Consider the following 23,071-nt stretch of genomic DNA (forward strand, 5'->3'; position numbering starts at 1 on the left):
CAAAGTTTGCGACAGATCCATGACACTTCATCCGTGAACATAGTCTACGTTCTCGGCAATGCGGGAACCATCCACACAGGACCGTCGCTAAAACTACAATCGCTGCGATGCAGCGTTCTCTAAAGAAAGCCGACGTTGGTCACGAGCAATGTGCGGCTCCACTAGGTGGAAGTGAATGAGTGCTTTAATAGGGACATTCTTTCGACAGAAACACATTTGACGCGAAGAAAGTGGATTTTGACCTGACAAACACTGTTTTGTTTTCCGACACCCCTTCCCGTAGATGTGGTGATGCATTCAGCAGGAAGTGAGCCGACCAATGCATAACATCATTGCACGAAGAAACTTCGCCGCCGCAGTAGCCGAAGAGGCGGGCGCGCTTGCGCTAGAGTATTTTGCTGCCAGAGACACCTTGGTCATTGATCAAAAGGGCGCGCAGGACTGGGTCAGCGAGGCGGATCGCAACGTCGAAACCTTCATTCGTCAAAGGATTATGAACTCTTTTCCCGATGATGGGATTTATGGCGAAGAACACGCCGAAAAAGCTGGCTCCAGCGGTTTTGACTGGGTGATCGATCCGATTGATGGGACAACGAACTTCGTCAATGGCATTCCTGCCTGGACGATTGTCTTAGCGGGCGTTTCGGACAGTCAGACGCAGGTCGGTGTGATTTTCGAGCCAAACGTTGGTGAAACTTACGTGGCGGTCCGAGGCGAAGGTGCCACTTTGAATGGGCACGCCATGCAGGTTGCCTCAAGCGTGGAATTGGCAAGTGGAACCGTCTCAATTGGCTATTCGAACCGGGTCGAAGCATCAAAGGTCGTTCCGGTGATTGCGGCCCTTATCGAACGTGGCGCTCTCTATCATCGCAATGCAAGCGGTGCGCTTTCGCTGGCCTATGTCGCGGCGGGACGTCTTTTGGGGTACATTGAAGAGCACATGAACGCCTGGGATTGCCTCGCCGGTCAGTTGATGATTGCCGAAGCAGGTGGCGAGATCGAGGATCAAGACGCCGACGGGATGATCCGGGACGGTGGTCGCGTGATCGCTGGTACGCCAGCTGTGTTCGAGACGTTGAAAATGATCTGCGACGACGTTTGGAACGAATGACGTCTTTCAGGCAATCGGGCGCCACCCGAATTCAGGTTGAAGAGATTTAATATCCGCGCGCCAGAAGTGGCCCTGCCCAAGTTGATCAAACCGCCGGTCAATTTCCTTCCCTGCCAGATGGCACCAAAGCAGCGTTCCGACCGCGCCGTGGGTTACAATGGCCAGGTCTCTTCCGTCGTGGTTTTTGACGATTGACAGGACTGTTCGAACGATACGCAATTGCGCAGCATAGGCTGTTTCCCAGCCACGGAAACTGGAATTGGGTGCACCGAAGAAGGTGTCAGCGGCGGCCTCGAATATCGAGGGAAGAAGGAATCCGGTGGTGCTTCGGTCGTTCTCTCCCAGTCCAGGCTCGGATTTCACGACCAACCCCAAAGGCTTTGCAAGGATAGCCGCTGTCTCGGACGCTTTTCGCTCGGTGCTGGACCATATATCTGTCACGCACGACATGGTCTGACTTTGTGCGAATGTGTCGGCTCGGGCGCGGCCAATTTCACTCAAACCCCATTCGGTGATCGGTGTCTCTGGTTCGACGACGACCTCCGGGTGAGAGACGACTAAAAGCTTACCCACGTCACCCTTCCGGCAACAGAACGGGGCCACGTTCGGCAAAAGACATTTTGACTTCCGAGCCGATTTCCAGCGGTTCGTCCACGTCGTCCTGCACAGCAAATATCTGCCCGAAGGCACCGGCCAGAGTGTACTCCATCCGCACGCCAACATAGGTCGCCTTGGCAACTTTGGCCGGGATGCCCATGTCAGATCCAATCAATATCCGTGACGGGCGCACGGCCAGCGTTGCTGGTCCTGGCGCTAGACCACGTGAGGGGAGCGTGTGTTGAAAGCCCTCGATTTCGATCGTGGCTAAATCGCCTTCAACAGAAAGGATTGTGCAATCGATCAGGTTGGCCTCACCAATGAAGTCGGCCACGAACCGGTCAACCGGCGCATCATAGAGTTTACGCGGCGTGCCGATCTGAGCGATGGCAGCGTTGCGCATGACGACAATCTCGTCTGAAACGGCAAGGGCTTCTTCCTGATCGTGTGTCACATAGACGACGGTCAAACCGAGGTCTTGCTGAATGGCACGGATATCTTCGCGCACTTGGCGACGCAGTTTCGCGTCGAGGTTTGAGAGGGGTTCGTCAAAGAGCAAAACCTGTGGCTCCAAAACCAATGCACGAGCGACGGCAACGCGCTGTTGCTGCCCACCGGAAAGTTCGCTTGGCAAGCGGTTGTCGAAACCTTTCAGGCCAACCAAGTTTAACCCATGCAGCGCGCGCGTTCGGGACTCGCGCCTGTCGAAGCCGGAAAAGGTCAACCCATACATGACGTTCTCTAGCACGCTCATATGAGGAAAAAGCGCGTAGGATTGGAATACCATCGACACGTCACGGTCGGTAGCAGGTAATTTGGTCACGTCTCGGTCGCCGATCAGAATTCGGCCCGAAGTCGCCATTTCCAATCCTGCGATCATGCGTAACGTCGTCGTTTTACCGCAGCCTGAGGGCCCCAAAAGCGTCACCAGTTTGCCCGCTTGGACGTGCAGATCGATGCCATCAACAGCCACAACATCCTTGCCGAACACTTTCGAAACACCGTCGAAACGAACAGGCGCGGCCTTACTTGCTATAGTCGTTTCGGTCATGTCGTTTTCTCTGCTCCGAGTTGTGTACGTCGCCCGATCTGAACACGTCCTACGAGGATTTGTAACATCCCGACGGCTGCCAACATCACGAAGATCAGCGTTGTGGAGTACGCGATTGCAAGACCGTAATCGTTGTTCTCGACCCGACCGATAATATAGCTGGTGGCCATGTCATACTCGGCGGAAACAAGGAATATCACCGCCGAAATCGCCGTCATTGCCCGGACAAAACTATAGACCAACGCAGCAAGGATGGCCGGCCGCAAAAGCGGGAGGATCACACGCCTGAATGTCTGCCACGAGTTCGCACCAAGCGTTAGCGAGGACTCGTCGAGGGATTTGTCCAATTGCGACATCGACGCGATACCCGCGCGAACCCCAACCGGCATATTGCGGAAGATAAAGCTGACGACCAAGATAACGCCTGTGCCGGTGATCTCGATCGGGGGCACATTGAATGCCAGGATATAGCTAACGCCAATAACCGTGCCGGGAATAGCGAAAGATAGCATCGTTCCGAATTCAAACGCATTCTTGCCCGCGAAACTTTGCCGTGTCAGCAGATAGGCCGTGACCAAACCCACGGCGGCCGTCAGCGGCGCGGCTATTGCGGCAATAGTGATCGTGGTCCAGAAACTGTCCCATGCGGCTCCGGTCCAGCGAATGCCCTCTTCCTCGAAGCGGACCGAAAAGGCAGTGACGTAGTGCTTGAACGTCAGCGAGTTATCGACGCCCCACAGTTCGACCACACTTCCGTAGATGATCATGCCATAAACCACGGCAGTGAAAATCGCCCAGGCAATTGCGATGCCCAGAACCGGTATGGCAAGGCCGCGCGGCATCAAAGGGTGCACGCCCGCATCGCCTTTACCGGAAACGGTGGTATAGCTCTTTTTTCCCAACCACGCGCGCTGTGCATAGAACGCAGAAAGTGTGAAGAACAAGAGCACCATGGCCAGAACAGCAGCCCGGCCCTGATCATACTGCGCGCCGACGATGGCAAAAAATATCTCGGTCGACAGCACATCAAAATTCCCGCCCAGGACAAGTGGATTGCCAAAATCGGCCATGGATTCGATGAACCCCAGCAGAAAGGCATTGGCCAGGCCGGGGCGCATCAATGGCAGAGACACAGTTTTGAAGGTTTGCCAACGATTAGCCCGAAGGGTTTGGGCGGCCTCTTCCATCGAAGGCGACACCCCTTCGACTACCCCGATCAAGACCAGAAAGGCGATTGGCGTAAATGCCAGCGTCTGAGCGATCAGCACCCCGGGCATGCCGTATAGCCAGCGCGTCGGCTGCACGCCAAAGATCTCGGCAACAAATCTGGTGACCGACCCGGAAAGCCCAAACAGTAGGATCAGTGCCAGACCAATCACGAAAGGCGGTGTGATAATCGGCAAGACCGTCAGCGCGCGCATCCCGCGTTTAAAGCGGAATCCCGACCGTGTGACGACAAGCGCGAAACAAAGGCCAAGCACGGTCGTGATGAAACCCACAAGAATTGCAAGAAACAGAGAGTTCCACGCGGCACCGCATTTGGCACCGGCAAAACAACCCAAGCCCCAAAGTCGGTCATCAAAGAACTTCGAGGCAAAAACCGAAACTGAATAGGCACCATCTTCAGTAACGAAGGCGGCAAACAACATCTTCGCAATTGGAAAGAAGACGAAAACTGTAACAATGGTGATGACGCCACCAATTGCGCTGACGACGAAAACGTCGCCATTGATGGCGCCGCGCGCCGCAATACCCTGAGTTAAAAGGAACAGGAACGCTGTGGCGCAGATCATCGCGCCGTATCCCATGCCGAACTGGCGGATCTTCGGTTCTCCAAACAGCGCCTTCATCCAGTCGAAATTGAACCCGCGAATGCCAATTGAGAACCCTTGCGCAATCAGCCAGCCAAAACCCAAGGCACCAGCCAAAATCAGGATGCGCGCGTATTGCGGATCGGACTTCGGTTTGCCGAGTACCAACAAAGGCAACGCAAGCGGGACCAAAAGCGGCGTAAGCCAAAGCTTTTCACCTTGTCCGACCAGAAAAGCGGCGGGCGCATAATCTTCATCGAACGGATATCCATCGACCAGCCATACGAATGACCAAATGCCATCCTCTACCATGAACCATGGCAGCAGGCAGAAACCAATCCACCCGGCAACAATCCAGAAGATTAGAACCGGGTGGTTCGTTTTTGACTTGGTTTCAGTCACTTACTGAGGCAGCACAGAGACCTCTTCGTCCCACTTCTGCAAAAGACGCTTGCGTTCATCTGACGAGCCATACTTTTTGAAGTCATAGTCGATCAGCTTGATCTGGCTCATGTCAGGTGCGCTTTCAGAGGTTTCCGCATTTTTGTTGGACGGAACCTGGAAGGCGTTAACCTCAAGCGCAAGGTTCTGGGCCTCGGGGCTGAGCGCCCAGTCATAGAACTTTTTGGCCTCTTCTTCATTTCGAGCGCCGTCAATGATCGACATCGAGCCGATCTCATAGCCTGTGCCTTCGCATGGGGCCACGACCTTGACCGGAAAACCTGATACGGCCTGCTTGACCGCATCATGCATGAAGACGATACCGATGGTGTTCTCACCCCGGCCGGCGGCCTTGATTGGGGCTGAACCCGACTTGGTGTATTGGTTGATGTTCGAATGTAGGCCCTTCATGAACTCAAAGCCGTCGTCTTCGCCAAATATCTGAACCATCGAGGCAAGCGTCGTATAAGCGGTGCCCGAGGAATTCGGGTTCGCCATTTGCACGTGCCCTTTATATTCGGGCTTCAGCAAGTCTTTCCAACATGCGGGCTCAGGCAAGCTGTTCGCGGCCAGGAGGTCGGAGTTGTAGCCGTAGCCGAGTGCGCCTGAATAAATTCCGATGGTTTTGTTACCTGCACTTTCAGCCTGCGAGATCGCCCAGTCGTGAAGCTGGTCACGCATCGGCGACACGTATTCCATCGTCAAGCCTTCTTCGGCCGCTTGCAAATGGGGATCACCGGTACCGCCCCACCATACATCGCCTTTAGGGTTAGAACTTTCCGCGCGAATTTGTGCAAACGTCTCGCCCGACGACTTGCGGGTCATATTGACGTCTATGCCGGTGGCATCCTCGAAACTGCGCGCCATGAGTTGACACCAATCTTCCTGTGCCGAGCAGTAAAACGTCAGCTTCTCAGCTTGGGCCGCACTTACCGAAGCCGCAAATGCTATCAGCGATCCCGCCAGCGTTGTCGTCAGATTTTTCAATTTCTTTCCTCCCCTATGTGTCGTGCCGAAATTCCCAGCGCGATACTCGTCAATTCGTCGTTAGAGGCGGTCGCTCAAAGTCGCTAGTGGATCTAATTGCGTTGGCCAAATCAATATCCGACCAGCCTCCCAATGACAGAAACAATCTCAACACCGTACTGTTAGTTCTGCAAGGAAATTCCACGAGTACCATTTTTCTTGCGCCGCCAGCTTTTTAATCACCAAGCCAGTTTACAGCACCAAGTAAGAAGATCGGGAGTGTATTTTGATGCCGCATTGTTTAGATTGCCCTTTGCCGAAGCGACCTTTCTCTCCTATGTAGAGCAATCATCGTATTGCGAATTTAAGGTCTGGTTTTCGCCTGCAATCTGAGTTCCCGCGCGGCTGCTGCGAACTTCCGCTCTCCGCCCTTTCTGTAAAAATTTTCAATGTACTGCCACCTCTGTAGACCTGACATGGTGTCTCGCCACTGGACGAACTCCATAGTGCCCAATCTAGTAGTTCAACCAATAGACGGTCGAACGTCCACCTGCCTCAGAACGTTTCAAAACACCTGCAGCTTGCATTGAGTGTAGATCTCTGGTCGCAGTGGCCGTTGATGCACCGCTGATCTTGCGGAATGCCTTGGCACCAATGCCAAGATCGACACGTGACGGACCATGTTCAAACAGCTTACGCAGGACAAACTCCTGGCGTTCGTTGAGCTTTGTTGCAAATCGCAGAAAGAAGCGATTGCGCCGCAAGATGAATTTCGCTTCTTCCCGGGCAGAACCTGCCGCGTCTTCCAATGTTTGCAAAAACCAGATGACGAATTCGGTTGCGTCGATAGCCCCCCTGCCCTCTTTCCGGCCAGCCTGTAGCGCGTGATAATACGCTTTCTTGTCCCGCTCGACCTGACGTGAAAACGAAAAGGACAATGCTCTGCGTTGTGCAAATACAAATTCAATTAACGCTCTGCCAATTCGTCCATTCCCATCAGAGAATGGGTGGATCGATTCAAACCACAGATGCGCCAGCGCAGCTTTGATGGGCACCGGTGTACCCTGATTCTGCGCCAACCAAGTCAGAAAGACAGTCATTTCCTGATCAAGCCGCTCGGGTGGCGGCGCTTTATATAATACGTCATTGGTACCTGCGACCGCAGAGCGGACGATCTCGAGATCAAAGCGTCGCCATCGGCCCAGATCTTCCACTTCGATGCCAAAGAAAAGCAATCGGTGCCAGTCGAACAGTATGTCAGCACTGAGTGGTGCCGCCGTAGATCTCGCGGCCGCCATCAACTCTGCAACTGCATCGGATCGGCGCGCTATGGCGTGCCTGTCACGGTGTCTTAGCGACGCAACAATTGATGCCTGGATTTCTGTGGCATCTAAGGGCACGCCTTCGATGCCAAATGATGACATAACTTCCTGGGCGATCTGCGACAGATGAAACTCTGCCCTGTCATCATTCGGAAGGCCATCAATAAGGCCCGTCATTTCACCAACTATTTGAGAAGATGTTGCCAGGTAAGGCTCCACCCGCTCATGGTCATAACTGAAAATGGGCCAGTACTTGGATTGCCAAACTTGCGTCATGACGAATTTAATACACTTATTCCAATCATTTTTCTACCTGATTTGATCTGATTAAAAAGTTAAATCAAATCAAACGACGCTAGGGTATGTTCCGCGAGCCGTGGCCGGTCCACTTCAGGACCAAAAGGCCGCGGGGTTGAAAGTACTCAGGCCGCCCTGCGGATCTGCAGAAGGGATAGTGTTTGGCCAACGCTCGACGGTATCTCCGGTCCCCGAAAACGCGTTCCGTTGTGAATAAAACCTTGCATGCCCGTATGTTTGATATGGCCGCCCTTAACATACAGCTTGTGCCGCATGTATTCCTCGGGGCGGTCTTATTCTGCCGTTTCAAAGCGCAGGCTGCGTACGTCGGGGTCAACTCGGCTATAAGCAGCCAACAGACGCCCGGACCACTTCTGTGGGATGTGTTGCAAACTTTTGACTGTTGACGCTCATGAGTGCTTCGGATGAATGGCTATCGAAATTTTGAAGTCGAAAGTCCGTTGATGATCTCTTTCAAAGGCGCGCAATATCCGAAGGATGTTATCCTGTTCGCAGTGTTTTTCTATGTTCGGTACGGCGTGTCATATCGCGATCTAAAAGAGATCATGCATGAGCGAGGCGTTTCCGTCGATCACACCACGCTGAACCGCTGGGTGACACGGTATGCAGGCGTAATTGCTGAAACAGCGCGCCGTCGTAAGGGTCCGTGTGATCGCTCTTGGAGAATGGACGAAACGTATATCAAAGTGAAAGGCACATGGGTTTACCTTTACCAAGCGGTCGACAAACACGGCAAAACTCTCGATTTCATGCTTTCACAACGCCGAAATAAACCGGCCGCGACAAAATTCTTCGCCCGGATGTTGGAGATCAATGGTCTACCGAGAAAAATCTTCATCGACAAAAGTGGCGCCAATACAGCTGGTATCAAGACCAAAAACAGGATGCTCAAAGGTTTTGGTTGCCCGCTCCCGATAGAGATGGTGAGGCGGAAACACCTAAATAACATCGTGGAACAAGATCACAGGATTATCAAAAGACGAACCCGCCCGATGCTTGGCTTTAAGTCTTTTGAGTCTGCATCTGCAACTCTTTCAGGTATCGAAGTCGCGCACATGATCCGCGAAGGCCAATTCACGTCTGGAATCTGTCCACTTCTACAGTTCACAGAACTAGCGGCCTAAACCATCGGCACAAAAGCAGTATTCCGAACAACCACAAACTTTGCAACGGAACCCACACAATCTCGTTCCGACGAGTATAAGTTCATATAGGACTTTAAGGTGGTAAAGATTAAAGTCCTATAATGATCATTATAGCCCCCTTTTGCCCACTGCGTCGGTAACTTGGAAGTAGTGCGAATTTTCTTAATTTCGACTTGTCATTTGAAACCGATAGCACAACCTTTTTTCCCGGTTTTGCACGAAACTAACCTAGGTGGAACGCGATCTGCTCTATCAGTCGCTGAGCATCCTCCTCTGATACTCCCTGCAACCGGATCCGAATACGAACTTCATCTGGAGACAGTTCGGCCTGTACACTCCCTCCTCCAGCTAACTTAACCGGCGTTAATGGTTTTACTAGCTGCGGGCGTCCTCCACGGGCCTTCTTGGCCTTGGGCGAACGAGACAAACTCATTGCGTTTTCAAGAACGTCCCACTCGGTTTTCGGGTCAAAAACCTCTGCCTCTGCAAGTGCCTGACGAAGTTTGCTCTGGGCACCCCCTCTCAGCGCCGACGCGAGCTTCAATCCCGCTTTTTCCGAAAGTGCCACAGGATGCTGGAGCAAGTCACCAAGTCCTTCATGGACCATCGCAAAGCTGCGAACTTTTGATCTTTTGGCTTTGGAGGCCGCCGCAAACAAGACATCGACTGCGGCCTCAGTCGACTCGAATATCCCCTGCCCTACGGCCAAAACTGCGATACGTCCACGTTCGTATGGGCTTAGGTTAGAGCGTAGCTCGTTTTCCTCAACCATCGACACGTAAGCCCCCTGCCCCGAACCGGCGCCTCTTACGAAGGCCGGAATGCTAGAAAATCGATCATCAGTTTTGGACAAACGACGAAACGCGTCCAAGCGCCTGAAACCCGAGATAAGACCAAAACCATTGCCTTCGCGCGTCACTTCAATAGGTGTACGCAGCCCATTTGTTTTCAAAGACTCCAAGAGCTCCGCCATAGCCTCTTCGTCTTCGACCATCCGATCTCGACGAATGTATTCGGCATCTATCAGCTCGATCGGCAGCATTTCAGCCACCAAACCAGCATCCTTTGCGTCCCGCCACCTTGCAGCGTCGCTTTGATCTTTGGCTAATTCGACACGGTCTGTGACAGTTGCCATTCCGCTTAAGGACGCAGCCTCAGCTGCTACCTGGGCAATCGGGGGTGTAGATGTTGTTCCTTCAAACGAATTCAAAGAAGGTTTCGCCGCGAAACCCACCTCCAACTCTTCCAATTCCGCTGTGTTTGGAACAGCAAGTCTTCTACGTTTAGCCATTCGACTCTCCTCCCAATTGGGCATCACGCCACCAACAACCTATTAGAACTTCTTTGAATTCCGCGTATGTACGATCAAAAGTTTCACGCCCGCGGACATAGGTTTCGCGGTTAAAATCTCGGTAGTCAGCCTCGTAAATACCATTCACTTGTTCACCGGCCTGCCCTACCAAAGCAGTGAAATCCTGTCGGTAAGCGTTCATGAAGTCGCCAAAGTACGCTTGGATCACGTTCGCCATATCTGTCTGTTGGCTGGCATCAAATCGGGTAATGATTGCCCGAACGACATCCCATTCGAACTTCAACTCTGGCAATCCGGCTGCTCGTTGGGCGGTATTTTCCCCATCTTCAATACTTGCGAACGTCGTATAGAGCATGTCAAAGAACCGGCCGGTTGAATCGAACTCTAGGAACGAAGCTCCAAGCGGCACCAAAAGGATGTCAGCCGCAGCCAGTGCGTTGATAGTTAGGTACCCAAGAGCAGGAGGAGTATCAATGAAGACGACGTCGTAATCGTTGAGAATACCCTCATTCTCGAGAAAATTGGTGAGGCCATCCCACAATGGCCAACTTCTTAATCCCATACGCCACACCGGAATCTGAAACTCTGCCCAATACAAATTCAGTTGTGCACCAATAAGGTCAATATTGGGCCAATGGGTTTTCTGAATTACATCGGTTGGGGTTGTATTTAACGCCTCTTGCAGTGTTTCGTCCAAAGGGATTTCGGCCTGCCCGCCAACCTGTCTGACGCGGTTCTCTTCTTGAACAGCCCTTGCGTAATCTTTGGCTATTAGCGGAAATACTGTTTGCCATTCGTCCGCAACTGTTCCGCCAAGAATTGATGTCATCGATCCCTGGCTATCCAAATCGATTACAAGAACTTTGTACCCATCCAATGCCGCAGACATAGCGAGGTGAGCCGCAGTGGAAGTTTTGCCAACCCCGCCTTTGAAGTTTGCTACCGATACAACTTTCGCAGGCAGGCCCTCCGGGCGATATGGCAAGTATTCTTTGGTGCTGACACCTTCTGCCGCAAAGTGTTTTCGAAGGATTAGAACCTCTTCAAGAGTAAACCACTTTGACCCTGCTTCTCCTTCTCCTTGTGGAAGCTCTGTATTAGCTTTGAGAACACGTCTTAGGTGAGCAGGCGCTACAGGAATAAGGTATTTGGTGATTTCCCAGATAGAGAAACGACGTAAACGTTTTTCACCGTCGGGCGCATAGCCTCTCCGAGCTAAATCTTCGCGTCCTTTTGCACAGAAAGTGGCAGCTTTTGCGAATCGCGAAGTTCCAATAGGATCTGGCAACTTCGCTGCTGCTTTTTCCGGATCGAGATTAAGATAAGGGGGAAGGGGAGGTTGGTTAGTCTTATTCACTGTCGATACCTCAGGTAATGTACGCCTTGTCGGCGTATATGGTGCAATATAACGAACATTTGGGTGGGAGGCTATCCTTCCTTTTCGATTTTTCCGCAGAAGTTGGGGCGACCACTAGGTTTCGCAGCGAAACTCAAACAAACAATGAAAACGAACGCAACAAATCGTTTAGTTAATTTGTAATATTTAGAATCTTTGGGATAGAAAAAAGTTAAAAAAACAATAGCTTAACATACAATGGGTATCCGTTTACAGGGTTTAGAGGACCTTAATACGGGATCATAGGTACCCAAACACAGGTTCTATAGTGTCAAGTTACGGTAAATAGGGGGCCGATTCTCAGGACGGAGCTTTTCAGGGTGGAAAAGGCTCTAATACGTGGTTCAGCGCATGGGAGTATCCTTGTTCTTTGCTTCGAGGGAATCCCATTTTTGGTGTTTCTGTGGATAACCTCAGGACCGCTCCCAATAGGTACCCATCCACGGGATTGAGCTAATCCTGTATTTGGGCACCCAAATAAGATTGCAACTCAGGTACCTATCATGCAAACAATAAGGAAATGAGCAGCCAGGCAGAATCATGCCGGATACACAAGTTGACATGGACAATCTCTCAGGCGCGTTACGCCGTGAGACAGTGAAGAAGAACGTTGCCGCGATTCACATCAGTGGCAAGCTGTCGTTGTTGCAACGTAAGTTGTCGAACGTTTTATTGTTGAATGCCTATGATGCTTTAACGTCCGCACCTACCCATACAATTGATGCCAGAACATTGGCGATGATGGTTGGGTATAACTCAAACGACTTTGACACTCTGCGTGCAAGCTTGCGGGCTCTGGCCGAAACGGTCGCGGAATGGGATATGCTAGACGAACAGGGGCGCCAAGAATGGGGTGTCTCATCTTTGTTGAGTTTTGCCAAACTGAAGAATGGTATCTGTGAATACGCATATTCACCGGCGTTGGCACAAAAACTCTATGATCCAAAGATTTACGCGCTAATAAATGTCCAGATTCAGAGAAATTTTAGTTCAGGGCACGGTTTAGCGCTTTATGAAAATTGCTATCGATTTGTCCGGACAGGGTCGACGGGTTGGTGGGCGCTGGATGTCTTCAGGAAACTCATGGGGGTCGACGGGAGCGATTACTACGGCAGCTTCAAGCACCTAAATGCCAAGATCATTAAACCAGCTGTCGCCGAAGTTAACAAAAGCTCTGATATTCTCATTGAGCCCGAATTCCAAAAGAAAGGACGAACAGTTACAGATATCCGGTTCCTGATAAAGGGTAACCCGCAGAAAGCGATGTTTGAGATTGATGATGAAGATGGCGTTCGCAACCTCACAATCTACAAGACGCTACGCCAGCAAGGCGTGTCCGACAGGTTGGCACGTCAATGGATTTCTGAGCATGGTGAAGACTATGTTCGGGAAAAGCTCGAATATGCCAGGGGCAAGGATGGCATAAAATCGACTCTTGGTTTTCTGTCCGCTGCCTTGCGGGACAATTATCAAGCGCCAGAAAAGAAGACGTCGGCGGCGCCAGACCCATCAGTGGGTGAAGCAGCAAAACGCAGAACTGCAGAACAAGAGCAGCAGGACAAGGAATACGAAGCACGGACTGCCGAGCGAACCGAACGTGCGCGGCGGTTGGCAATTGTTGAGGACCTGGTTTCGCGGCGAAACCCAACGCAACGCGATGCCGACAAGCGGCTCTTTCTTTCGGACCTTGATAATGATCTTGACCGAGAACATTTCAGAGCTCATGGGTGGCGATCAGGGTTGAACGCCACAAAGATATTTGAGTTCTGGGAGGAGCTTGAACCAGAGGCATTCGCGTGAGCGTTGTTTCAATAACGCGTATCCAAGGCTACTGCTTTTTGAGCGCAGATTTTAAAGCGTCACCAAATGCGCTGTGGTGCGCGTTTTCTCCAGATTTTGCGTATTGCGCCTGTTTCCCTTTTGAGCGGTGGGAGCGTTTATCTGCACCCTTTGCGTCCTGTTCTTGACTCGCCGAGTCTCCGCTATCCTTTCGCATGGTCAGAGCAATACGTTTGCGTTGCACGTCAATCTCGACCACGGTGACTTTGACCACCTGGCCCGTTTTTACCACCTCATGCGGGTCTTTGACAAATCTGTCCGCAAGTTGACTGACATGGACCAAACCGTCCTGATGCACGCCCACGTCGACAAAGGCGCCAAACGCGGCCACGTTGGTGACTGTCCCTTCCAGCACCATTCCTGGTTTCAAATCGGTAATCTCTTCGACCCCATCAGTAAACGAAGCGGTCACGAAACTGGGGCGTGGATCACGACCGGGTTTTTCCAGCTCTGAGAAAATGTCTTGCACTGTCGGAAGGCCAAAATCTTCATCCACGAACTGTTCTACGCGCAGCCCTTTCAAGGCACCGTCATGCCCCATGATTTGGCGAATATCACGGCCACAGGCAGATACGACCCGTTTCGCAATTTTGTATGCTTCTGGATGCACCGAGGACGCGTCCAAGGGTTCCACGCCATCCCGTATCCGCAAAAAACCTGCGCACTGTTCGTAGGCGCGCGGCCCAAGACGCGCGACGCCCAGCAACTCCTTGCGGGATTGGAATGCACCGTTCAGATCACGATGCATGACAATGGCCTCTGCAAGGCCGGGCCCAAGACCAGAAACGTGTGAGAGTAGGGGGGCAGAGGCTGTATTTAGATCCACACCCACAGCATTCACAACGTCTTCGATCACGGAAGCCAGCGACTGGGACAGGCGATGTTGATCAACGTCGTGCTGGTATTGACCGACGCCTATGGATTTTGGTTCGATCTTTACTAGCTCTGCCAGCGGATCCTGCAAGCGACGGGCAATCGAAACAGCGCCACGCAGCGATACGTCCAGGTCCGGAAATTCACGTGCGGCCAATTCTGATGCCGAATAAACCGAAGCTCCGGCTTCTGAAACGACAACCTTCGTTGGGACTTTGACGCCCTTCGGCAGCGGCCTTAACGTGTCAGCAACCATCTTTTCGGTCTCGCGGCTCGCTGTGCCGTTGCCAATAGCGATGAGGTCAATCTTGTGGGCTGAGATCAAGCGCAGGATCGCCGCCTGCGATCCGCGCAAATCATTCTTGGGTTGGAATGGGTACAAGGTTTCCGTCGCAACCACCTTTCCTGTTGCATCAACGACTGCGGCTTTGACGCCGGTTCGGATTCCGGGATCTAATCCCAACGTGGCCCTCGCGCCGGCGGGTGCGGAAAATAGTAAGTCTTTGAGATTGCGTGAAAAAACGTGAATTGCTTCGACTTGCGCACGGCTGCGTAAATCGGCCATCAACTCGACCATCATCGAAAGGGACAGTTTTACCCGCCACGTCCAGCCGGCAACCTTTCGCAGCCATTTATCACCGGGTGCATCGCTGCGTGTCTGCAGATGAGCAGCCACCATGGCTTCGGCTCGCGCGGCGCCAGCCTCGGGCTCGGGGGCGATGTCCAGCGTGACGATCCCCTCTTTCGACGCTCGTAACATTGCAAGGGCGCGGTGCGATGGGGTCTTGGCCCAAAGCTCCGAATGATCGAAGTAGTCGCTGAACTTGGCGCCTTCTTGCTGTTTGCCCTCGATCACTTTCGAGGTCAGCAAGGCCTCGCGTTGCATGAAATTTCGCAATTCACCCAGAAGGGTGGCGTTTTCAGTCAACCGTTCAGTGATTATGTCCCGAGCGCCATTCAATGCGTCTTTTGTCGTGGGAACCGGCTCGCCAATGTAACCCTGTGCCAGCCCTTCGGGATCGGTGGAACGGTTCGCTAGGATTGCATCGGCGAGCGGTTCCAGCCCGTTTTCACGCGCAATCATCGCCTTAGTGCGGCGCTTGGGCTTGTAGGGCAGGTAGATGTCTTCCAGTTGGGCTTTGGTGTCTGCCTGTGCGATGGATTTCGCCAACTCGTCGGTCAACTTGTCCTGATCCTTGATTGAACTCAGGATGGTTGCGCGCCGCGCCTCTAGTTCGCGCAGATAGGTCAAACGGTCCGCCAAGGTTCGAAGTTGCGTGTCATCCAATCCGCCTGTCACCTCTTTACGGTAACGCGCCACGAATGGAACCGTGGCCCCTTCGTCCAGCAATTTTACCGCTGCACCGACCTGTTCGGGGCGGGCGTTGATTTCGGTGGCGATGGTGCGGGCGATGCGGTCCAAGGGGGCCTCCTGAATTCAATTGGGAGGAACTTCTTAGCCAGCCGCACCGCTAAGGGAAAGAGAAGATCGCGGGCCTTACACTTGTTCGGCCAAAACCAGCAAATCTTCGTGCAGGGTTTTCGCGATCTCAACGTATCCACGGGCAGTGTTGCGCGCGCGCGCAGCGAAACGTCTTTGCGATGGCAAGCGTGCACCCTGATCGACGATATCGGCAAATAAACGTTCGGCGCGATCATCATTTGCTGCGGCACGACCACCGCTGAACTGGGCGGGGTCAAAAGCCAGAATGATCTCGCCGTGATATGGCGCGCCGCCTTGGCCCTCGGCAAACTCCATGCTTTCCAGGCTGGTCAGGTCGTCGATCAACGGACCGGCCAACAGCTCGATCATGATTGACAGTGCCGACCCCTTGTAGCTGCCGAAGGTCAGCATCGCCCCCTCCATCGCAGTTTGCGGATCGGTGGTCGGATTGCCGTCCTTGTCTATCGCCACACCTTCGGGCAGGGGCTTACCCGCCCTGTGATAAAGCTCAATCTCACCACGGGCAAAGGCGCTGGTGGCAAAATCAAACGTGAAGGGGTCCTTGCCCTGACGCGGCCAGCTGAAAGCCAGCGGGTTTGTACCTAGACTGCCCCGAGTCCCCCCAGCCGGTGCGACCCAGCTGTGGCTGGGCACCATCGCCATCGCGGCCAGACCTTCTGAAGACAGACTTTCCACTTCGGGCCAAAGGGCCGAGAAGTGAAAACAGCGATTGATTGCCATTGCAGCGATGCCGTGGGTGCGGGTCTTTTTGATCAGCACAGGCAATGCTTCGCGAAAAGCGAGCAAAGACATGCCTCCGCGCGCATCGACACGAACAATGGCATTATCCGAAGGCTCAACAACCGGAGCCACATGCCCGTCAATCTTGCCCGCCTTCATGGTGTCATTGCACATGAACAGGCGGAACAACCCGTGAGATTGGCAATCGTCGACCTGGCAGGTCGTCAATACATCGGCAATGGCTGCCGCGTGTTCCGGGCCAAACCCCGACTTGGTCAAGATGGACAGGCTGAGGTTCCGGATCTCGTCTAGTGTCAGTTTGACCGTGTCGCTCATGCCGCGCGTCTCCCTTGTCTGAGGTCAGACAAGGGATAGCGTGGCGGTGCGTGTAAAGGGAACCCGCCTTATTAGATTGGCTCAGGTTTAGCCCTGTGCTTCGGCTTGCAAATAGGCGATCACATTCAGGATATCGGCTTCCTTTTTCAGGCCACGAAACTGCATCTTGTTGCCCGGAACTGTGTCTTTGGGATCCGCAAGAAAGGCGGTCAGGGTTTCGGGTGTCCAGATGATACCGGACTCCTGCAAAGGGGCCGAGAACTTAAATCCGTCAGCCTGACCGGCCGTAGCGCCGATAATGCGGTGAAGCGATGGACCGACTGTGTGTCGGTTTTCGTCCAACTTGTGGCATGCGCTGCATTTGCGGAACACCTTCTTACCTGCTTTGATGTCACCTTCGATAGCAACGGCTGCAGTTACGCCTGTGGCGGTGGGTTCAACTTCGGCTTTATTTTCGTCCAGATTAAATATCAGGCGCGCTGTGATGGGTACGGTCCGGGTGATGCCGGGCAGGTCGGCCAATTCCATCAACTTTTCCACACCAGCATCGACGCCTGCATCTTCTGTACTGATGAACACCATGTCATTTGTTGAAACCAAGACTGATGTTTCAGACAGGCGCGCCACAAACATCTCGGCATCAAACGCTACATCTGTGCCTGCCAGCGAAAGCATCGCTTCGACATCGACAATCGTGGTTTCCCCAACGCTCAGGGCCGTTACATCTGCCATGTCGAATTGCGCCGTCAGCGATGCGCTGCCAGCTTTGCGGAACACGTATTCAACCATTCGTTCGTTGCGAATGTCGATATTGGTTTCCACCGACGAAAGGTCAATTTCAATATCGGCCTTGCCGTCCGGGCCGACTTGGCCAGAGAGACTAGTGAAGGAATTAACTTCGCCCACGGTATCTTTTTTGATCGAACCATAGGCCAGATGCGAACCTTCGGGGGCTAACGTCCAAGTTTGGGGCAAAACAGGGGTTGCAACAATCGCCGACGCGATTGTGACTGCCTTCAACAGAAGTTTCATTTCTTTCCTCCTCGGGTTATGTCAGTCCTGACCCCGCGGGCCCGGTCCGTGGAAGGCAAACACACACAGGTCGCGATTTATTCGATGAGTCCCGAAATTAACTCCGAACAGGCCGTGCGCGGCGCTATCCAGACGCATTCCAAGCGGGTCTGGCGGTTTGGTCTTGCACTATCGGGTGCGTCGGACGTTGCAGATGATCTTTTGCAATCGACGTGTCTGCGTGCGTTGGAGCGTCATCATCAGGTTACGTCGTTTGATCGGTTGGACAGTTGGCTGATGACGATCTGCCGCTCGATCTGGCTGAACGAGGTGCGCGCACGCTCTGTGCGCAAGGCGCAGGCGCTGTCCGTGACGCCCGAGGCCGAATTGGTTGCGACCGGACCGGATTCAGAAACGAATATTTTCGCCGCTGAGGTGTTTACACAAGTAATGGAGTTGCCAGAAGCGCAGCGGGAGACAGTCATGCTTGTGTTTGTTGAAGGATATAGCTACCGCGAAGCCGCCGCGTTGCTGGAGGTGCCGATAGGCACTATCATGAGCCGGTTGTCCAACGCCCGGCTGAAACTGAAAAACGTGATGCAGCATGATGCGGCAGACACCGTTCGACGGAGTGGCAAATGAAGTTTTCCGGCGAGACGCTGAGGGCGTATCTGGAAGGCAATGCGGATGCGGCCGAGGCCGCCGCAATCGAAGCGGCGATCGAAACCGATCTTGCGCTGGAACAACGCCTGATGACACTGGACCCGCTGGCACCTGTGGTTCAATCAGTGTTCCAAAACATTCCTGCGGACGCGCCGCAGATTGAATTGCCGCAACCAATGCCGGTCAGAACGGTCCGCACCTCGGGCGGCCCCTGGCGCTTGATGGCAGTTGCGGCGTCAGTGGCCGTCGTGGCCGTGTCCGCAACTTTCTGGGCGACACGCCCCGAGCCGATGGGATGGGCCGAACAGGCGGCAATCTACCAGTCACTTTATTCGCCGGACACGATTGCATCGTTGGACAATTCTCCGGTTGCGCTTGATGCGCAATTTGCGCGGGCTGAGGCACAGCTGGGCCGGTCGCTTAACCGGGATGCGCTTGAGACGCTGCCCGGATTGGAATTGAAACGTGCTCAGGTTCTGTCTTTTAAGGGGAAACCTCTGATCCAGGTGGTCTTTGCGGATGATCAGGGTCAGCCGCTGGCGTTTTGTGTGATCCGCCAGGGTGAAGGTGCGCCGGCAAAAGATGTCAAACTTTCGGCGATAAGTGGTGTTGCCACTGCGACATGGGCGCAGGATGGATATGGCTATATGCTGATCGGCAGCAGCGAGCAGACCGATCTTGACCAGCAACTGGACATTCTGACCACAACATTCGCCGGTTGACCGGGGGCAGGGCGAAATACGTCTTGTGAACCGCACGAAATGTCCGAAATATAGCGGGCATGACGACGAAACCTGTGATGCCGGACCCAGATGACGACGACGAAGTGGTCGGTCCTCCCAGCATTTATGACACAGACCCGACTGAGGATGATGATCTTTGGTTCCTCCCCCCGGATGAGGACCTGGCGCAGGATTTATTTCTGCCGCCCGGTCCGGTGGTCGATCGCCGCCTGCTGTTTGATCCATGGGACTGGCGCGCGGCGCAGGCCGAGCTGTCTTATGAACTGGCCGAACTGGCGGCCACGTTCGGGGCGTTGGACGAGCGTTTGCGCGCAGGTCCGACGGGTTGGGGACACCGGTTGGCGCTGATGGATGTGTCTGATCTGGGCTGGTGGACAGGGGATCGGATCGGTGTCGACCGACTTGCGTTGTGGGTCGGATTACGGATTGGCGCAACCGGCGATGATGTCCAGGCGATGTTCCGTGCGGCCTGGGCCGTGCGCCGTCTGACGTCGGGGGCCGGACCAGCAGAGGGCGGCTGGCCAAACGGTTTGACGGCGTTTCTGGATCGCATGGCACAGGGCATCGAAGATACGCCGGAATCCGTCGCGGATCTGGTCGAGGTCATGCAGAACGCGGAAGGCTTGCATCCCGTCACGCAGGCCGCAATCGGGTTTCATGCCTGGCGCGCCCTGTCAGAAGGCGCTGGTCAGGACACAGAGGCCGCAGTCATTGCAGCCCGCCATGCTGCGTCGATGGGGCGGGGGGGGGCAATCTTCATGCCGCTGGCGCTGTCTGGTCCGGGGGCGTTGCGCGGGGTTGGCGAGCCGCAGGAAAAACTCTCGGCCTGGATCAGGGGGGCAGGGCAGTCGATATTGGCGGCTTTGTTGCACCTGGATCGGGTCAGCGCCTGGGATCAGCGCGCCCGCGAGGCGACAAGTGACCTGAGCGGCCGCACGCCACCGCGCCTGATCGACGCGCTGACCGCATGGCCCATGGTGTCGGCACCGCTTGCCGAAGACCTGACGCAAGCGTCGCGCGCTGCGGTGCAACGCAATATCGACCGTTTTATGGGCCGCGGTTTGATCCGAGAAGTAACAGGGCAGGGACGTTACCGGGTCTGGACTGCTGCACTGTAATCGTTGAACGGATTGCGAAATGCCCGGGCGGCAATACGTGAAACCCAAATCTTGTTGGTGTACTCATTTGCCGTGTGTCCACTGCGCGTCATAAAAGCGGCGGACGTTGTTGCAGGCGTGGCTTGGTCATCAGTCTTTTCATCCGCAACAGCTACTCCGACGAAGACCAAGTGCACCGAAAAAAATTTCGCCGGGGAACAGGCTGCATCGGCGGTTCTTTGTGTACAATGACAGCGTCCGCCTCAAGAAGGTGTCAAAGATCGCCAAATATTTGATTTGGAATGGTGTTTTGAGGGATATTTCATCCCTCGGAGGGTAATTTCAACCGTGTTTCTGAGGGTAGAGCGTAGAGGATTTAGAGACCTCTATTTATGCTTTGCAGCCATGTAGAGAGCGGCAGCGCATGTGCTTTGCGTATACTTGGCATCAGGGACCTTAAGCTCGATATGAAGCAAACTCCGATACACGACGCGGCGGGTCTATCCCATCGTTCCCCGATAAAAGACACGTCGGAGGAAAACACGTTCGACCTTGGAGGTTTGGCCGGAAAATTGTGGCGCGAAAAATGGATCATTGCCCTGTGTACCACAGCTGCAATTCTATTCGGGATGTATTACGCGTTTGTGGCCTCTGTTCCATTGTATCGGTCCACCGCCGTCGTCATTTTGGAAATCGAATAGGCCAGTGTAGTTGATCTGCAAAGCGTGGTGGGCGGTCTGGCCGGAGACACGGTTGAGGTCAATTCAGAGCTCCAAGTTCTTCAGTCGCGCGGGCTGATGGGCAAGGTCGTAGACAAGCTGGACCTGGTCTCGGACCCCGAGTTCAATATCGCGCTTCAACCTGTATCCGCTCTGGGCGGCGTCAAGCAGTTTATCAAATCCTTGCTCGGGGTTGGGAGCGAACGCGAACAGGTGCCCGAGGATATAGCCGAGCAGCAAACTCGGGACGGTGTGATTTCGGCCTTGCTCCGGAAGGCATCGGTGAGCAACGTGCGGCAAAGTTTGGTCATTACCGTCACGGTTGAGACCGAAGAGCCGCGCAAATCAGCCTTGATTGCCGACACTATTGTCTAGCTTTACGTGCTGAACCAAATCGAAGTGAAGTTCGAAGCCACCGAACAGGCTACCGCGTGGCTGACCATGCGCGTGGCTGAGTTGCAAGTAGAGTTGGAAACTGCCGAAGCGCAGTTCAACGATTTCAATGCAACAACGGCGTTGATCTCGCCCGAGGCGCTTCAACTACAGGAAGTTCAGCTTAAGGATCTGCGCGAACGCCGCGTGTCTGCTGAAGCAACTCGCGACTCTGCCCTGGCGCGATACGAAGCACTAGAAGCTGCTGATAGCCGCGCGGCCCAGGTCGAAGCCAGTCAGGACCCGCAGCTAAAACGGGTTTTTTCGCAGATCAACGCATCAAGCACGGGTGAAGCCGCCTTTGATACCGCCTTTGAGCGCCTGCTCGTGCGTTCTGAACTTGAGGCGAGGCGCGCGACCCAGCAAGTTCAGGCTTTGACGCAATCAACCCAAGAGCTGGGCGAGCGTATCGCGCTGCAGAACGCGGACTTGATCATGCAGCAGCAACTGGGGCGCGAAGCAGAAGCGGTCCGGTTGCTGTACGAATATTTTCTGGCACGTCTGAAAGAGACAGCGGCGCAGGAAGGAATTCAGAAAGCGGACAGTCGGCAACTGTCACGCGCCGTAGTCCCCAGCGATCCGTCGGAACCGAAAAAGTATTTGATTCTCGCTCTGTCTGCTATCATGGGCGTTGTGGTGGGTGCAGCTATCGTTGTGCTGAACGAGACAAGGAACAAAGGTTATCGCACTGCGAACGAGTTGGAGCGCAGGACCGGGTACAGTGTTTTGGGTCAAATACCGATTTTTCCCGTTCGCGGCCGGCGCAAGGTTCTGGAATATGTTGTCAACAAGCCCTCTTCCGCCGGAGCTGAGGCAGTGCGTAACTTGCGCACTTCGCTGATGTTGTCCAATGTGGACCGCCCACCGCAGATTGTAGTGATGACATCTTCGTTGCCGGAAGAAGGCAAGACGACAAATTCGATGGCATTGGCGCAAAATTTTGTCGGCATCGGCAAGAAGGTGCTGCTGGTTGAAGGTGACATCCGCCGCCTGACGATGACGGCGCAGTTGCAGGGGGTGCCGAAGAAGGGGATCGTTTCGGTTCTGGCTGGCGATACAAAAGCGCAAGAGGCGATCTTTTATGACTCCCTATTGGGTTGCGATGTTTTGGCTGGCGAGAAGACTGCGGCGAATGCGGCGGATCTAATTGCTTCGGATCGGTTCCGGCTCTTTCTGGAAGAGATGCGCAAGATATACGATATCATTTTGATCGACACGCCGCCGACGCTGTTGGTGTCTGACGCTCGCCTGATTGCGCGCAATGCGGATGCAGTGTTGTTGACGGTCAAGTGGAACGCCACCTCCGAGCAGGATGTCACCGAGGCCATGCGACTGTTCCACACTGACAACCAGCGCCTGACCGGTCTTGTTTTGGGTCAGATCAACGCTCGCAATGCCAAACACTACGGCTATTCATACGGCAGCTATGCCAACAAATACTACAGCAACTAAAGGCGAACATCGGAGCAATAAGGCTGCATGTCGGTGGGGCGCCCTGTTTGTTCCGTTTCGGTTGGAGTATTTTGTCCAGCACAATGCCATGTTGATCGATCGCGCGTTCTACAGATGGAAATGCGCCCGGCAAGATTGGGATGAACCAGCATCAACGCAATCACTTCGACTTGTAAAAAGCAGCAAAGCGATTCTTGGACATCGCTAACCACCGCCACTCTGTGGAACTTCAATTGATCTGACCAAAAATG

At 53.9% G+C, this 23,071-nt stretch carries 19 protein-coding genes; 9 read left to right on the top strand and 10 right to left on the bottom strand.

Features of this window, described 5'->3' with window-relative positions:
• Positions 1-319 precede the first annotated feature (319 nt).
• Positions 320-1,111, top strand: a complete 792-nt coding sequence (locus DS906_RS02305; RefSeq protein ID WP_113788648.1) for an inositol monophosphatase family protein — start codon at positions 320-322, stop codon at positions 1,109-1,111.
• 6 nt (positions 1,112-1,117) lie between these two features.
• Here the strand turns inward: DS906_RS02305 and DS906_RS02310 are convergent, their stop codons facing one another.
• From DS906_RS02310 to DS906_RS02330, 5 genes are all read right to left on the bottom strand, one after another.
• On the bottom strand, positions 1,118-1,684 hold the full coding sequence (locus tag DS906_RS02310; RefSeq protein ID WP_113788649.1) for a histidine phosphatase family protein: 567 nt from the start codon (positions 1,682-1,684) through the stop codon (positions 1,118-1,120).
• Position 1,685: 1 nt separating this feature from the next.
• A complete protein-coding gene (locus DS906_RS02315) occupies positions 1,686-2,759 on the bottom strand; it encodes an ABC transporter ATP-binding protein (protein ID WP_113788650.1) in 1,074 nt (357 codons plus the stop codon).
• A complete protein-coding gene (locus DS906_RS02320; RefSeq protein ID WP_113788651.1) occupies positions 2,756-4,972 on the bottom strand; it encodes an iron ABC transporter permease in 2,217 nt (738 codons plus the stop codon). The genes DS906_RS02315 and DS906_RS02320 overlap by 4 nt, the downstream gene beginning before the upstream one ends.
• Positions 4,973-5,998, bottom strand: a complete 1,026-nt coding sequence (locus DS906_RS02325; protein ID WP_113788652.1) for an ABC transporter substrate-binding protein — start codon at positions 5,996-5,998, stop codon at positions 4,973-4,975.
• 494 nt (positions 5,999-6,492) lie between these two features.
• Positions 6,493-7,575, bottom strand: coding sequence for a Fic family protein (locus DS906_RS02330; RefSeq protein WP_113788653.1), 1,083 nt, complete (start codon positions 7,573-7,575; stop codon positions 6,493-6,495).
• Between the two features lie 482 nt (positions 7,576-8,057).
• On the opposite strand from DS906_RS02330, the gene DS906_RS02335 reads away from it, so the two are divergent.
• A complete protein-coding gene (locus DS906_RS02335; RefSeq protein WP_113788701.1) occupies positions 8,058-8,741 on the top strand; it encodes an IS6 family transposase in 684 nt (227 codons plus the stop codon).
• 244 nt (positions 8,742-8,985) lie between these two features.
• Here DS906_RS02335 and DS906_RS02340 read toward each other — a convergent pair whose 3' ends face one another.
• Positions 8,986-10,053: a ParB/RepB/Spo0J family partition protein gene (locus tag DS906_RS02340; RefSeq protein ID WP_113788654.1), complete on the bottom strand. Its 1,068-nt coding sequence runs from the start codon at positions 10,051-10,053 to the stop codon at positions 8,986-8,988.
• Positions 10,046-11,431, bottom strand: a complete 1,386-nt coding sequence (locus tag DS906_RS02345) for an AAA family ATPase (RefSeq protein ID WP_113788655.1) — start codon at positions 11,429-11,431, stop codon at positions 10,046-10,048. The genes DS906_RS02340 and DS906_RS02345 overlap by 8 nt, the downstream gene beginning before the upstream one ends.
• A 579-nt stretch (positions 11,432-12,010) precedes the next feature.
• Here DS906_RS02345 and DS906_RS02350 point away from each other — a divergent pair.
• A complete protein-coding gene (locus DS906_RS02350) occupies positions 12,011-13,270 on the top strand; it encodes a replication initiation protein (RefSeq protein ID WP_113788656.1) in 1,260 nt (419 codons plus the stop codon).
• 28 nt (positions 13,271-13,298) lie between these two features.
• Here DS906_RS02350 and DS906_RS02355 read toward each other — a convergent pair whose 3' ends face one another.
• The 3 genes from DS906_RS02355 to DS906_RS02365 all read right to left on the bottom strand — a co-directional run bounded on the left by DS906_RS02355 (position 13,299) and on the right by DS906_RS02365 (position 17,735).
• On the bottom strand, positions 13,299-15,605 hold the full coding sequence (locus DS906_RS02355) for a Tex family protein (RefSeq protein WP_113788657.1): 2,307 nt from the start codon (positions 15,603-15,605) through the stop codon (positions 13,299-13,301).
• 75 nt (positions 15,606-15,680) lie between these two features.
• Positions 15,681-16,703, bottom strand: coding sequence for an Ldh family oxidoreductase (locus tag DS906_RS02360; RefSeq protein WP_113788658.1), 1,023 nt, complete (start codon positions 16,701-16,703; stop codon positions 15,681-15,683).
• An 87-nt stretch (positions 16,704-16,790) separates the two neighbouring features.
• Positions 16,791-17,735, bottom strand: coding sequence for a cytochrome c family protein (locus DS906_RS02365; protein WP_113788659.1), 945 nt, complete (start codon positions 17,733-17,735; stop codon positions 16,791-16,793).
• An 84-nt stretch (positions 17,736-17,819) separates the two neighbouring features.
• Here DS906_RS02365 and DS906_RS02370 point away from each other — a divergent pair, with 84 nt between their 5' ends.
• From DS906_RS02370 to DS906_RS02385, 6 genes are all read left to right on the top strand, one after another.
• Positions 17,820-18,356 (top strand): RNA polymerase sigma factor, encoded by a 537-nt coding sequence (locus DS906_RS02370; protein ID WP_113788702.1) that lies wholly within the window; start codon positions 17,820-17,822, stop codon positions 18,354-18,356.
• A complete protein-coding gene (locus DS906_RS02375) occupies positions 18,353-19,099 on the top strand; it encodes a hypothetical protein (RefSeq protein WP_113788660.1) in 747 nt (248 codons plus the stop codon). The genes DS906_RS02370 and DS906_RS02375 overlap by 4 nt, the downstream gene beginning before the upstream one ends.
• Before the next feature lie 59 nt (positions 19,100-19,158).
• A complete protein-coding gene (locus tag DS906_RS02380) occupies positions 19,159-20,238 on the top strand; it encodes a helix-turn-helix domain-containing protein (protein WP_113788661.1) in 1,080 nt (359 codons plus the stop codon).
• 446 nt (positions 20,239-20,684) lie between these two features.
• A complete protein-coding gene (locus DS906_RS22410; protein ID WP_233494654.1) occupies positions 20,685-20,918 on the top strand; it encodes a Wzz/FepE/Etk N-terminal domain-containing protein in 234 nt (77 codons plus the stop codon).
• A 27-nt stretch (positions 20,919-20,945) separates the two neighbouring features.
• Positions 20,946-21,311: a hypothetical protein gene (locus DS906_RS22415; RefSeq protein ID WP_233494655.1), complete on the top strand. Its 366-nt coding sequence runs from the start codon at positions 20,946-20,948 to the stop codon at positions 21,309-21,311.
• A gap of 6 nt (positions 21,312-21,317) precedes the next feature.
• The gene (locus DS906_RS02385) at positions 21,318-22,820 is read left to right on the top strand and encodes a polysaccharide biosynthesis tyrosine autokinase (RefSeq protein ID WP_233494656.1); all 1,503 of its coding nucleotides are present in this window, start codon (positions 21,318-21,320) and stop codon (positions 22,818-22,820) included.
• Positions 22,821-23,071 lie beyond the last annotated feature (251 nt).

Origin of the sequence: Ruegeria sp. A3M17 (genome assembly GCF_003318255.1) — a bacterium.
Taxonomy (GTDB): Bacteria; Pseudomonadota; Alphaproteobacteria; order Rhodobacterales; family Rhodobacteraceae; genus Ruegeria.

Excerpts from the sequence above, each read along its gene's own strand:
- DS906_RS02330 (WP_113788653.1), bottom strand. The coding sequence starts at position 7,575 with ATGACGCAAGTTTGGCAATCCAAGTACTGGCCCATTTTCAGTTATGAC.
- DS906_RS02340 (WP_113788654.1), bottom strand. The coding sequence starts at position 10,053 with ATGGCTAAACGTAGAAGACTTGCTGTTCCAAACACAGCGGAATTGGAA.
- DS906_RS02370 (WP_113788702.1), top strand. The coding sequence starts at position 17,820 with ATGAGTCCCGAAATTAACTCCGAACAGGCCGTGCGCGGCGCTATCCAG.
- DS906_RS02365 (WP_113788659.1), bottom strand. The coding sequence starts at position 17,735 with ATGAAACTTCTGTTGAAGGCAGTCACAATCGCGTCGGCGATTGTTGCA.
- DS906_RS02305 (WP_113788648.1), top strand. The coding sequence starts at position 320 with ATGCATAACATCATTGCACGAAGAAACTTCGCCGCCGCAGTAGCCGAA.
- DS906_RS02375 (WP_113788660.1), top strand. The coding sequence starts at position 18,353 with ATGAAGTTTTCCGGCGAGACGCTGAGGGCGTATCTGGAAGGCAATGCG.
- DS906_RS22410 (WP_233494654.1), top strand. The coding sequence starts at position 20,685 with ATGAAGCAAACTCCGATACACGACGCGGCGGGTCTATCCCATCGTTCC.
- DS906_RS02380 (WP_113788661.1), top strand. The coding sequence starts at position 19,159 with ATGACGACGAAACCTGTGATGCCGGACCCAGATGACGACGACGAAGTG.
- DS906_RS02315 (WP_113788650.1), bottom strand. The coding sequence starts at position 2,759 with ATGACCGAAACGACTATAGCAAGTAAGGCCGCGCCTGTTCGTTTCGAC.
- DS906_RS02360 (WP_113788658.1), bottom strand. The coding sequence starts at position 16,703 with ATGAGCGACACGGTCAAACTGACACTAGACGAGATCCGGAACCTCAGC.
- DS906_RS02350 (WP_113788656.1), top strand. The coding sequence starts at position 12,011 with ATGCCGGATACACAAGTTGACATGGACAATCTCTCAGGCGCGTTACGC.